A 14,413-nucleotide genomic window follows, 5' to 3' on the forward strand; every position below is an offset into this window, starting at 1 on the left:
TTACAAGGAGCCGGTGCGACGGCGGCGGCGGAAGAAGAGGCCAAGGAGGCCAAACATCAGAAGCAGCATGCGGGAAGGCTCAGGGACGACAACCAAGACGCCGTAGGTGGCAAAAGCGGAGGTGTCCCAGAAGAGCTGAGGTGCCAGTGTTGGCAGGTCAAGATCGCCCCAGACTCCACCATTGGTGAAGAAATTGCCTCCATTGATTCCGGTGAAGGTGCCGCTCATTGTGACACTCTGCCAATCGAGAAGATTGAACACATCCCCCTGGACACCGGTGTAGCCCCCCAGGCTCGTGATCGACACCGTGCCATTGCCCAAGGTGCCGCTGGAACGAGTTCCCAAGGAAATCGTGCCGTTGGTGAGATTGAGGTAGTCGTGATTGCCGGGAGAGACTCCAGAGGTTGCCGCCCAGGAAGGAGTGGTATTCGTAATGTAGTCCGAAGCACTGAGATAAGTGGCAGCAGCCAAGGCACCCAAGATACCCGCATCCGCCGCGACGGTTGCCGTGGTGATGCCCATCTGAATCTGCGATCCACTGGCCACCGTCAGGGCTGTCCCGGAAGCCGTCAGGGTCAACGTGCCAATCGCCGCAGGGGTGGCACCCGGAGCGATGATGCCGACGCTGGTCGGACTGCCGACGGTGACCGCACCGGCGATGACACCGGTGGTGGTGCCGTTGCCCGCACCTGCCAGAATCGCGGGAGGCGTGCCAATGGCACCGCCAGTTTCGCCGACGGTCACAGCGCCGGTTCCAGTCAAACTGCCAGTGATACGCAATTCGCCATTGCTGACGTTGGTGCTGCCAGAGTAGTCGTTGGTGGTGTTGGACAAGGTGGTAATGCCCGTTCCTGCCTGCTGGAAGGAACCCGATCCAGTGATTTGTTGTGCAAAGGCGAGTGCGGTTGGTGTGGCCAGATTCACCACAAGCGCACCATTGTTAGTGACAGGCCCAACAGAGGTGCTGATGGTGCCGGTGGTGCCACCATCGCCGATCTGCAAGGTGCCCGCATTGATAGTGGTCGTTCCAGTATAGGTGTTGGTTCCAGAGAGGATGACCTTGCCGTCGCCGACTTTAGTCAGATTCGTGCCCGTGCCAGAAATCACACCACTGATGGTGAGAATATCTGATGCGCTGGCGGCTCCGACGGAACTGCTGGTAGCCATGACGACTGATGCGCCGCTCAAGGTGGCGGTGCCTGTGCCAGTGAGGGCACCGTTGCCGCCAAAACCAGCGCCGTTGAGTGTCACGGGCGTTTCGGCCACGGTCACCCCGCTGATGTTAAGTGTCGCGCCGGCGGCGACGGTGGCACCGCCTGCGACAGTGCCCAAGCCAAGAGCATTCGAAACGACCACCGTGCCGCCGTTGATGGTGGTGGCACCGGTGTAGGTGTTGGCGTTGGCGAGGGTCAGTGTGCCTGTGTCGTTCTTGATGAGAGTCCCAGCACCGGTTCCGATGATGCCGTTGATCACGGTATTGCCCGCGCCTTCGACGGTCAGCGGGAAGGCACCGGTAATGCCGCCGTTGATGTTCAAGGTTCCGGCGTCGGACTGGAGGGTCGCGCCGGGGGTGCCCAAGGTGATGGCACCGGTGACGATGTTGTTCCCGCTGAGGTTGCGCAGGGCACCGCCGCTGGTGTCCGCACCCACGGTGGCCCCGTCGCCTGTCAGATTCAGAGTTTCGAAGGCGATGGTGACATTGCCCTGAACTTCGAGAGAGCCATTGTTGGCCACGGTGGTGTTGCCCGGTGCCGTGCCGAGAGCGAGGTCGTTGGCGGCGCTGAGGATGCCGGCGCTGATGGTGGTCGCGCCCGTATAGGTGTTGGCTCCGCTGAGGACCAGGGTTCCGGTGCCGGTCTTGGTCAGTGAGGTTGCCGCTCCGCTCACCTGTCCGGCGAGGGTGAGCGTGTTCGCACTATTGACCGCGATGGTCGGAGTGGCGTTCGTCAGGGCGATCTTGTTGTTAAAGGTGGCTGCGCCAGAAGTTGCATCCGAGGTAATCGCTGCGGCTCCACCGATCGTGAGGGTGTAATCACCCGTGCTTTGGAGAACCACTGGAGTCCCGCTGGTGGCATTGAGCGTCAGGCTGTTGATGCTCATGTTGGAACCGAGGACCATGTTATTCTGATCGGTCGGAGTGGTGACCGAGAGGAACACGTTGGTCGTGGAGGCGGGAACAAGACCCGTATCAGCTCCAGCGAGGTTGGTGGCCCAGTTGCTCTGGCTCGAGCCGTTGGAAACCGCCCACACATTGGTGTTTCCGGCGAAGCCGCCCTTCCAATAGGCATCGGCGAGGGCAGTGGCAGCAGCCACATCGAACTGAACAAGGGTGTTGGTCGCGGTGATGCCGGTGACGGTGAAGTTGGTCACGTTGTAGAGGTTACCGACGGTGTAGGTGCCACCACCGCTTGTCAGACCGCCGCCCTGGGCGACGAGGATGTCCGACTTGCCCGCGTGGGTGACGATGCCCGGGAGGAAGTAGGCATCCACCGTCACGTTGCCCGTCACGGAGGCCACAGCACCTGGATTGAGGCGGATGCTGCTGCCGGTGTTTTCACCCGCGTTGCTGCCGACGTTGGTGCCGGTGTTGGGACCAACTTCGACACCTAGGCGGCTGCCGCCAGCGAGTTCGAGGGTGGTGCCGCTGGTGCCCGCGAGGGTCAGGGTGCCGCCGATGCTACCGGTCACCGCATTGAAGGTTGCTCCGTTAGCAACGGTGAGCTTGGAGGTGTTTTTGATGCCGTCGATCACGGCGGTGCCTGCGGTGCCGGTGGCGTGGGTGACTTCGAGGATGCCGCCGTTCACATTGGTCTCACCCGTGTAGGTGTTCACGTTGGTGAAGATGAGTTTCTGGCCACCGGCCTTCGTCACGGCGACGTTGTTCTGGATTACACCGCCGTAGGTGCTGCTCGCCGTTGGGGTGACGGTGAGGGTCTTCATGACCGTGGCACTGTTGGTGATGAAGCCTGCGGAGCTGTTGAAGACGGCCCCGGTGATGACAGAGCTGCTCAGATTGCCGATGGAGGCATTAAAGCCGCCGAGGTCAAGGACACCGCGACCGGAGGTGGTGACGTTGGTGCCGGTGGGCAGGGCGGTTCCGGAACCGAGGCGGAGGGTGCCGTTGGCGACGTTGGTCGCGCCAAGGTAGGTGTTGGTACCGGAGAGGATGACGGTGTCAGAGCTCTGTTTGGTGAGGCCGCCTGCGCCGCTGATGTCCCCCTTGATTTCGAGGATGGCTCCGCGGGCGTTGGCGACGAGTTCGCTGTTGTTGTTGGTATCGGGGCCGACACCGGTGGTGATGTCCTGAGTCCTGCCGTTGTCGGTGCCGTTCGGGCCATCGGTGAAGGCGTTCTGGCCGACGAAGGAGTTGCCGAGCAGGCTGATGCTGACGCCGGAGCCGAGGGTGCGGAAGACGAGGCCGTTGTTGCCGCTCGACACGTCATCGGTGCGGAGGAAGCCTTCGATGGCACCGCCGTTCATCTGAATCGTCGCGGTGGTGGTGTTTTGGTCGGCGTTCACTTGGAGGGAACCCGCGCCGAGGTTGATGGTGCCGCTGCGGGCGTTGTCCACGCTCCAGCGCTCGATGGAGCCAGCCTCGTAGGTCACGGCATTGGTGAAGCCGGTGGTGAGGATGTCGAGGATGCCGTAGCGCTTGGCCGTGATGCTGGCGGCGTTAACGAGGGCGTTGGCGTTGGTGATCCCCAGCGCGCCTTGCTCAATGCTGACGTTACCCGTAAAGCTGGTGTTGTTGCCGCCGACCCAGAGGTTGCCGTTGCCCCACTTGATGAGGTCGCGGCTGCCATTTAGGCCGGCGACGTTTAGACCGGTGCCAGTAGTGCCCGCGGTAATCTGATTGTTGAAGCCGCTGGCATTGATGGAGAGGATGGAGTTGCCCGCGCCGGTGAGGAAGAGGGTTCCAGCATTGAGGGCGGAGCGAACGCTGGCCAAGTTGACGCTGAGGCGTGCGGGGGAGAGTCCAGTCGTGTCGGTCGAATGGACTTCAAGGGCACCGATGCCGATGGCTGTATCCGTGCCCGGAGTGGCGGCGACGATGGCGTTGTCAACTGCGATGATGCGGCCCATGGTGTATTGGCCGTTGAGCGTGCTACCGGGGGCGGCAGACAGGTTCAGGGTCGTGCCGGAACCGGAAGTGATTCCGCTGGCGTTCAGGGTGATCGTGCCGCCGTCACCGGAAGCGCCGAAGGTGTTCAGGGTCAGGGCACCGCCATTGACGGTCCAGTTACCCGCAAAGCCGGTGCCGTTGGCGGCGGCGGTCTGGTCTTTGGCGATGGTCAGCGTGCTGCCACCGAATTTGGTGATGCTGCCTGCGTAGATGTCACCGCTGAGGATGGTGTTACCAGCCGTGTAGATGATACCTTCCTTGGTGCCCGTGGTGCCGAACCTCAGGTTGGTCGCGATGGTCGGCGTACCGGTGGTGATGAGACCACCGCGCTCCGCATCGGTCGTGCCATCCGCGAAGGTGAGGGTGTTGTATTGGCCAACCCCGCTGCTGATGTTCTGGTTGGTGCGCAGGGCATACACGGTCTGGTCCTGGATCAGGACCATGGCGGCGGTGGTGACGTCCACCACGCTGGTGCCGGTGGTGGCGGCCGTGAACGTGCCTGCGTTGAAGGTGTTGCTGTAGGCTGCGTTGACGAAGCCATTGGCACCATAGGTCACGAAGGTGTTGTCGGTGGCGTTGACGTAGTAGGCCGGCTTGATGCCGCCGACGATGGCTCCGGTGCTGGTTCCGGTGACGACCACGCGCTCCGAGTCATTGTTACCTGCCACACCGAGGTTCCCGGCGGTGGAGATGATGGACAGCGTGCTGCCAACACCCGAGCGGATGAGGTTGGACGTCGTCAACTGCATGTCACCGGCGGCAACACCCTTCTGAACGCGGATCGAGGCACCTCGGCCGAAGGTGATGTCTCCAACGACTTCCGTCGAGGTCAGAGCTGCGTTGTTTATCGAGCGCAGGTAAAGTTGAGCACCGTCCAGATTGACGGGGGTGGTGTCAAACCAACGGTTCTGGGTGGAGGCTTCGTTGTCCAGCCACAACACCGAGCCGGGGTGGAGGTTGACGGCATACTGATTAGCCGTGCCAGCAAAGTTAAGCAGCGTGGCACCACTGTAGAGACGGACCTGACCGAAGATGTCCACGGCACCACCGTTGCCGAGGGGGCCATTGGCTCCGGTCGTCGCAGTGCGGGTCAGGAGGCTGGAGGAGCGGCTGATGACGGTGCCGCCGGTGTAGGTGTAGATGTCACGGATGTCCGTTTCACCGCTGTTGCCGTTGCCGGCCTGATTTCCAAACAGCACCCGAGTGCCCGGCGCTGCTCCTTCGACGAAGACGCCTATCACGGATGGCGAATCGAAGTTGAGACGGGCACCACCGCCGCCGATGCGATAGATGTTGTCGGCCCCGACGCCCAGGGTTTCGGCGGTGTAGTCGGCGTTGGCAGTCGCACCAAAGAAGGAGCGACCGTTGCCGATGGTGGCGAGATTCAGCGGATTGGCGATGGAGGCATTCAGGGCAATCACGCCTTGGGAGTTGCTGCTCAGCGCATTCTGCAGGAAGGCCTGGTTCAATGCTGCGCTCTGCACGCGGAAGAGAGACATCTGTGAGCCGGAACTGAGGAGCTCCACCTGACCCGTGCCAAAGTTGATGTTGGCCGGGTTGGTGAGGAAGATGCCGCCGGTCGGATTGATCCGGATCGTGCTGCCGCGAAGCATGGTGTCCAGGTTCATCGCGGTGCCGTTCTCGCTGTTCACATCACCGAAGCGGAGCAGGCCGCCGTTGACGACGATGCCGAGGCCGTTGGCGCTGGTCGATCCGGCGTAGAGTCCGCCGAAGGTGCTGGTGGTGCCGTTGAGCCAGATGCTTGCGCCACCGCCCTTAATCATGGCTTGGCCGATGGTGCCAGGAGCGGAGCCTGCGCCGTCGTTGATGGCACCGTTGAGGAGCATGTCACCGCCGACATTGAGAAGCGGGGTGCCCGTGAGGTTGGTATTACCGTTCATTTCGAGAAAGTAGCCGTTACCAGCCGTGACCGTCAGCGTCGAGCTGCCGATGGTGAGATCCTTGAAGACGAGGTGCTTGTTTGCGGCGGTGCCTGCGACATTGCGGTTCACGGTCACGGTGGAGGAGCCGTTGATGATCAGGTTGTTGCCTGCGGCGTTGTTGCCGACCACGTAGCGCTCGCGGGTGGTGGTGTTGGCACCGTCGATGAGGAGGTTCAGGGTGCCGGAATACATCGTCACGTCGCCGGAGCCGATACCGCCGTTGTTGATCCCGCTGAAGAGGGTGGCGAAGTTGGCCGGCGTGCCCGTGGTGGTGCCGCGGACGTTCACGGTGCCCTGGACGTTTTGGATGCCGCCGGTGAAGGTGTTGATGCCGTTGTTGAAGCCGGTGAAGCCGTTGCCAAGTTCAAGCAGACCGCCGCCGGTGTGGATGAGGGAAGCTCCTCCCGTGACCTGACCGTAAACCGTGAGGGTTGGGTCGGTGCGGATGAAGTTGTAGGCGGGCGCGCCTTCCATAGTGGCGGCGCTGAGTGCGAGCGGGCCATTGACCTGGAGGGCGACGTTGTTCGCCGCGTTTTGCATCAACAAGGACTGTCCCTGCTCGCCGGGGGAACCACCGAAGCGGATGCCACCGGTGAGGATGCTCAGCACGTTGGCGGTGCCAGCGGCGCGATCGTTGCTGATTAAGGCGAGCGGGTTGCCCTCGCCGATGACCAAACCGAGGTTATACACGGTATTGGCCACATCGGAGCGGAGACCGAACACACTGCCGTGGTTGTTGATGACGACGAGGCCGTTGGTGCCGGCGTTCATCTGGGCGAGCGTCGCGGTGCCGCCGAGGTTGGTCTGAATCGTGGTGGAGCGGAAGAAGATGCTGCCCTGGTTCACGATGTAGTTGCCATTGAAGCTGTCCTGCTTGGCATCGATGAAGAGGTTGCCCCCGCCGTGCTTGACGATGTTCGTGGCGTTCGTGATCTGGCCGGTGGTGTTGCCGGCTGTGGCGAGGGTGCCGATGATCAAGTTGTTGTTGTTGAAGATATTGGCTTCCTGCGGTGCCGTGCCGAAGGAAATGCCTGGGGCAATGGCTGCTGCGGCTGTGTTCGCGATCAAGCCGCCGCTCCGAATTTGAATCCGATCCGTGGCTGCCGCAGTGCCGGAGGCAAAGGTGATGCCAAAATCGAGACGCAATGCATAGGTGTCGAGGGCGAGGCCGCCGCCGCCGATCATCGAGGCTGCCGCATTGATGAAGGTGCGCTCCGTCGGGACGCTGGTGGTCCCTAGGGCACCACTGCGGACGCCATCAAAGCCCGCGTTCACAAAGCCGTTGTCTGCGGTGTAGGTGAGGAACTGGATTTCACCACCGTTAATGATCCAAGGGGCAACCATGCCGTTGGTGATGCCGCCGAGGGCGACGAGGCCGGTGGCTCCGGTGCCGCCGAAGAGCTTGATGCGCTCGTCGCTGCCGAGCTGGCCACCGTTGGCTGGGTTGATCTGGAGGGTGCCGACGTTGCCGGTGATGGCGAGGCCGTTGTTGGTCTGGGGGGTCTGGCGGGTGATGTCCGCTCCGGCTCCGCCGCCGACGACGAGGGTCACGGTGCGGTTCAGCAGATCGCGCTGGATGGCGAGCTGGCCGAACTTGCCGACGGTGAGGTCGCCGATCGTTTCCGTGACTTCGATGTCGCGGTTGCCGAGGAGGCGGACTGTGGAGTTATTGAGGACAACATTGGTGTCGTCATCCCAACGGCCCTGACCGCCGTAGCCTTCGAGGCGGTTGGTGGCGAGGAGACCGGTGGAGTAATCAAAGCGGAGTTCGGAGGTGTTGCGCAACGTGATGTTGGCCGTGAGGGGGGCGGTGCCAGCCGCGTTCATGAAGGTGCCGCCGAGACCCCCGGCAGTCAGGGTGCCCCAAGTGTCGAAGCTGCTGGTGGTCAGGCTTCCGCGGAACTCGAGGGTGCTGGCGCGGTTGACGGTGGTGGCTCCGCCGTAGTTGTTGTTGGTCATCAGCACCACGGTGCCGCGACCATTGCCGCCGGTGATGGTGTCCGCGTTCAGGCCGCTGTGGGGCATGCCGACGGTCAGGGCCGCACCCGTGCCGGTGAGCACGTTGCTGTTCGCCATGTCGCTGGCGACATAGAGGATGCTGCCACCCGCGCCGAGGCGGTAGGTGTTGCCTGCGCCAACGCCGAGGGTGGCGGCGTTGTAGCTGCCGTTGAGGCCGACGCCGTTGGTGGTGGAACCGAGGAAGGCGGTGCCGTCACCGATCTTGGCGAGGTCGATGGTCTGGGTATAGACGGTGTTGAGGGCGATGATGGCGCTGCCTGCATTCTTGCCGCCGCCGTTGAAGCCATTGCCACCGGCAAGACCGAAGTAGGAGGTATCTTGAGGTCCGCCGAGGTTACCGATGAGGAGATTAAAGTCGGAGAGCGGGGCATTGGCAGCCATGCGCAGGATACCGTAGTTGGCCATCGCGTTGCTGCGGAGATCGACGCTGCCAGAACCGACCTTGTTGTCAGTGCTGTTGAACTGGATGGCGGTGGCGGGCTGGATGAGTGCGTTACCGGTGCCGTAGTTGGAAGACGCCACGAGACCGGGGATGCTGCCGGGGGTATCGCTGAGAGTGATCACGTTGCCTTCAAAGGTGCCGAAGAAGGTGGTGCCGCCTGCGCTCACAAAACCGCCCGCGAAGGTGGCCGCGTTGTTGCTGTTGATAAAGAAGTTGCCGCTGGCGGTTTTCTGGATGGTGCCGTTGCCGCTGATGTTGCCGTTGATGGTCAGGTTCGGGCTGCCGGTGCTGAGATCGATCAGGGCGTCCTTGACCAAGGTGAAGGCACTGACTTCCATGTGATAGCCATTCGCCATATTGACCCTCAAGCTCGGCGTACCGAGCGGACCACCGAAGTTGAGGTCGCCAAACTTGATGGTCTTGTTGGAGGCACCTGCGCCCGTGCCGCGATCCAGACTAAGCACGACCGCGCCGCTGCCGATGTAGCTGCCGCTGCCGATTCCGGCGGTGGAACCGATGGTCAGATTATTGTTCGCGAAGGTGGTGAGCCTCTGCATCGCGGAGGTGTTGTCACCGTCGTGACGGATGTTAAGAGTGGCACCGTTGAGCGTGATCGGGGCAACGGAACCGAGCGGATTGGAAGCGCCATTGGAGAGGCGGACTTCGGTCGTGCCAGCCATGAGCCTCCAAGCTCCCACGTCGTTGGCACCGGACCCGGTGTCGCCGTTGGTGAGGAAAAGGTTGCTGGCACCGGTCTTGACGAGGGTCTTGCCAGCCGCGTCGATCTTGCCGCTGATCACACCTTGGTTGAGGGTATTGAGGAAGGTCTCCCCTGCCCCGTTCACGGCGAGGGTGCCGTTGATCTGGACGTTGGTGTTCTGACCGCCGGTCCAGGTGAGGTTATTGGCATTGAGCGTGACGTTATTGATCAGGTTCCAGGCCACAGGAGCCGCGCCGGTGGCGAGAGCTGAAGTGGTGTTGGCCTGACCAAAGCTATTCAAGGCATCAATCGTGACGTTGTAGCCGCTGCCGGATCCGAACTGGATGGTGGGGATGCCGTCGGTGAGTTCGCCTGCGGCGTAGCCGTTGCCAGCGATGGCAGCGAGGTCGAGGATACCGCCTCTGAGGGTGATGGGGCCGGTGCCGAGGGCGAGGGTGTTACGGACGGCGAGGGTGCCAGTGCTGACCGGGGCGACGGCGTTGGCGCTGGTGACGCGGCCTGCATTGATGATGGTGCCACCGCTGTAGGTGTTGGCGAGGGATGCGCCATCGGCGTTGCGTGGTGGGTTCAGGGTCAGGGTGCCGTCGCCGGACTTCGTGAGGGCCAGGGTGCCGTTGAGGGTGCCGGTGAAGGTAGTGCTCTGGCCGATGCCGGTGTTCACCGTGAGGGTGTTAGAGGCACCGCTGTTGATCACGCGACCGTAGCCGGAGAGGCCGCCGACGGTGATGGTCTGGCCATTGAGGTCAAAGCCGTTGGCACTGCTGTTGACGACGAGGTTGATCAGGCCGGACTGCGGGACGCTGCTTTGGCCAGCGAAGCGCACCGTGCCTTCCTGAATGCTCAGATTGCGCAGACCGGTGGTGAGCGGGGCCATGACATTGGCCGTTCCGGAGAGGAGGAGGGTTCCTGCGCCGCCCTTGGTGAAGTCGGCGGCTTCAAAGTTACCAGAAATCGTGGAAGCACCAGCCTGACCGCCGCTGCCCCAGACGAGGGCTTCCTGAGCGGTGCCGCCGATGCCGAAGCGGAGATTGCTGCTGATGACAGGAGCCACTCCAGTGCCAGCAGCGCCGTTCATGATGAGACCGCCATTGGAGAGACGGAGGAGCGAGGTGCCATCGGTCGCGCTAATGTTAGAGCTGGTGCGGAGGGCGAGGAGATCGATTGTGCCGGCAGCCACAACTTGGGCAGCGCTGAAATCACCCAGAGAGGTAGCGGCGGACACGCTGAGGTCGGAGGCCAGGGACGCATTGTGGAGGAGGAAGCCGTTGGTCACGTCGTAACGGAGGAAGTTCAGCGAATTCGTATCCGCACCGGTCGAGGCGCGACCAACGATAGAAGGAAGGGCGAGGATGCCGCTGCCGTTGGTCGGAGGCGTCGTGGTGACGGTGAAACGCTCATTGGTGCCGAGGTCTGTGGCCAAGTTCGACGAGACAATCGTCGCCATGCCGTTGCTGCCGCGGGTGAGGGTGCCGCTCAGATTCAAAGTCGAGGTCACTCCGGTGCCCTTGGTGAGCTGGATGCGACCGGCGTTGTAGGTCATGGCGGTGGCGGTGAGAGCTTGGTTGACGACGCCGAAGGTAAGGGCCTGACCGGAAGCGATGGCTGCCGTGGTCGGCGCGCTGATCGTGATATTGTTGCCGGAAACCCCCGTCACCACAGCGCCGGCCGGGATGCTGGCGTTGGTGATGGTCATACCGGGGACGATGCCTGCGTTATTGCCGACATTGATGATGTAGCTGGCTGCTGCTTGAGCGGTGCCGACGACGACGCCGACTGGAGCAGTGCCCACGGTGCCTTGAAGGGCCAGGGTTCCATCGGTGACGGTGATGGCACCTGCGCCAAAGGGCGTACCAGTGGTCATCTGCGTGAGCACAGTGCCGCCGCCGCCGGGAACTCCGCCGATGGTGAGGCTGGTGTTCACATTCGGGGTGGAGTTGAGGACGAGAGTGCCGGTGCCGATCTTGCTGAGCGCCTGGGCGGAGCCGGTGTTCGCAACGCTGATAGGGAGGACGATGCCAAAGGTATTGCTGCCGGAGACCTCAATGGAACTGGCGGCCGTGTTCAGGAGGAACTGGTGCGCCGAGGTGAAGGAGCCGCCCACGGAAAGTGTACCGCCGCGCAATTGCACGTCGGAAGGCAGGCCCGCCACGATGTGGGCGGGGGTGCCAACTGCAAATAGAATGGACGTGTCACCGAGGTTGTTGTCATTGGTCACGCGGAGTTGACCGGCATCAATGAACCATGAGGTGCCGTAGTTGGCGTTGGTGGTGATTCGGTTCGACGCCTGATTGGTGCCGGTATAGACCAAGATGCCGCCACCCTGCTTGACCAAGTTGGTGCCTTCAGTCGCAGTCAACGTGAGGTTCGCATCAAGCTGGATCACGCCCTGGGTCGTATTGACCACCAAGTTCCGCTGACGGAGGGTGGTGGCTTCGGTGTTGAGGTTCAGCGCGGTGGTGTTGATGAAGGTGAGGTTGCCACGGCCTTCAAAGGTGACCGGCAAGGTGGCAGCGGTTCCCATGCCAGCGAGGGCATTCGCGATGATGCGGTTGGCACCATCTGAGCCGATGGACGTGCCGCCGTTGCTTGATCCAGAGCCGAAGAGAACGGTACCCGTGCCGAAGGGGCTGCTGATGATGGTCAAGAGATTCGCCGGGCCAGAATAGAGGGAATCCGCGCCAATGACGATGCGGGCGGCATCCAAGAAGGTGGTTCCAGAATAGGTGTTCTGCGAGAAGCCATTGGCATCCGCGCCGAAGTAAACGACACCCGAGCGGATCGCGGTGGCGGCATTGTCACCGATACGGACGTTAACGGCACCGTTGCTGGTGATCGGGCCGAGCAGTTCGAAGCGACCGGTGTTGACAGCCTGGAACTGGGTGATGCGGTTGGTGCCGCCCGCGATGATGCTGGTGCCACCGGTGAGCTTGGAAGTGTAGAGCGAGTTACCAAGGATGGAGACGTTGGTGGTATCTGTGGTGTTGCTGACAATGATGTCGCGTCCAAAAGTGATCTGCCCACTCAGAGCAATGCCGGCGTTGTTCCCAGCCTGACCCGCCCCATTATAGAGGAGTGGGGTGTTGCTGTTACCAAGAGCACCAGCGACGTTTGGAAGCACGTTGGTGCCAATCACCAACCCGGAGAATGCCCCAGCTTGCTGACCGGTAGGCGCCAGTGTGGTGGTGCCGGTGTAGGTGTTCAGGCCATTGAGGACGAGGGTCTGGTTGCCGCTCTTGATCAGGTTACTGCCGTTGCCGCTGATGATGCCGTTGATACCGACGAGTGAGGGCTGGGTTCCGATGCCGACTTCCAGAACACGGGTGCCACCAACGCCGCCAGGGGCGAGGTTGACGTTGCCACGGAAGACGAGGTCGCCATTGCCCTGCCAGCGGAGATCGGCGGCGAGGTCAACATTGTTCAGGGGACTCATGGCACCACCGAAGGTCTGGAGCGCGCCTTCCGATGCTTGCCCGATGTTCACGCCAGTAGCGCTGGTGTGATTGACGATCAACTTGCCGGAACCGAGGGCGAAGTTGTTTTCGAGATTGAGCGTCGTTCCACGATTGGCCCAGGTGTCACCGGTGTAGTTGTTCCGGTTGGCGAGGGAGAGGTTGAAGTTACCGTTGATGACGGACTGATTGTTGTAGGCATTGCTGCCAACATCGCCGACGAGGGCACCAATGTGGACGGTGTTACCGCCGGTGAGGACGTTTTCAAAGGCAGCGGCACCGATCCGCAGGGTGCCCTGGTTGCCACCACCGCCGAGGCGATAAATGCCGTCGGTGGAAGCTCCGAGGGTCGGAGCGAAGTAGAGCTGGTTGATCGCACCGCTGGTCATGGTACCGAGCCGGAGGTGCTCGACGGCACCGCCGTCGGCGTTGAGGGCGGTTTCCATAGCTCCGATGTTCAACGCGCCATACTGGACGCCGTTGTCGAGGGAGATGACCCCGCGGGTGCTGCCGGTGGTGAGCAACTGGATCTTGCCGTCGGTGGCGGCACCGCCCGTCAGGATGGAGAGGATGTTCGCCTGGGTGAGGGCCGCGCCGTTGTTGTTGTAACCGATGGACACGCCGGAGTAACCCCAGGCATCGCTGTTGGAGATGACCCTCTGGTTGGCGATGTTGGAGGCGTCCGCGAGGCGGATGAGGGTGCCGGGGAGGAGATTGATGTCACCCACACCGAAGGGCGTGCCGGTGAGCGAGGTGCTCATGACCGCGCCGGTGGCGGTGACCTGGGTGGAGGCCCAGACTTCGAGGCCGATCGCACCATCGGTGCCGAAGGTGTTGGCGCCATTGGCAAAGGTCAGGCCACCGTTCCCAGTCTTGACCAACTTGCCGCCGACGGCGCCCGCACCGCTGACGATGCCTTCGAGGATGCTCTGGTTGGAGGCTCCGAAGGCGGAGTTGATGAAGGTGGTGTTGGCTCCCAGGGTGGTGGTGCCGGTGACAGTGAGGCCGTTCTGGACCAGGTCGAGGTAGATCGGCGAATTGGCTCCTAGATCGGCAATCGTCAGATTGTTGATCCGCTGCATGAAGGCCTGGTTGTTGCTCGTGATGCGGGAATCCGCATTGACGAAGACATTGCTGCCGATGTTGCCGGTGAGGCGGATGCCACTGGCGATGTTGGAGTCGCGACCCGCATTGTTGGAAAGCAGGCTGTCGATGACGAGCACGCTGCCGACGCCGGTGTGGCCGTTGAGGATGATGTTCTGGCTGTTCGTGGCGCTGGCGATGGCGGTGCCGGAGTTCGAGACCGGATTCTGGAGGAACAAGGTACCCTGGTTGACGGTGATGTTGCCCGTCAGTCCGCTATTGCTGGAACTAATGAGGAGCTGGGAGCCGCCGAACTTGGTGAGGCCGCCGCTGCCGGTGATCTGGGCATTGATGACGGCATTGCCGCCGGTGTAGATCATGGCCTCACGCGCGCCGAAGGCGAGTGTCATGGCGAGGGTCTCGGCCTTGGTCGTGGCGGTCGCCGCGATGACGGGGCTGACGGTCGGGGTGCCGGTGAAGAGCAGACCACCGAAGGCGGCATCACCACCCGCGAAGGTGATGGTGTTGAAGGTGGCGGTCGGGGTGAGGTTGCCGCTGATGCGGGCGGCGTAGGTGTTGATGTTCACACCGAGGGTTTCTGCGGCGGCGATGTCGATCACGCTGCCTGCACCG

The 14,413-nt window shown here is 62.4% G+C and carries 1 protein-coding gene (cut by a window edge); it reads right to left on the minus strand.

Annotated features, from left to right (window positions below; translation table 11 throughout):
• A protein-coding gene (locus ACILSI_RS04375; protein WP_395720631.1) for an autotransporter-associated beta strand repeat-containing protein crosses the window boundary here: on the minus strand, positions 1-14,413 show its 3' end. It continues 19,700 nt past the right edge of the window; the window shows 14,413 of its 34,113 coding nt (coding positions 19,701-34,113); its start codon lies beyond the right edge, outside the window; it ends in the stop codon at positions 1-3.

It is taken from the genome of Prosthecobacter sp. (genome assembly GCF_044232965.1).
Classification (GTDB): domain Bacteria; phylum Verrucomicrobiota; class Verrucomicrobiia; order Verrucomicrobiales; family Verrucomicrobiaceae; genus Prosthecobacter.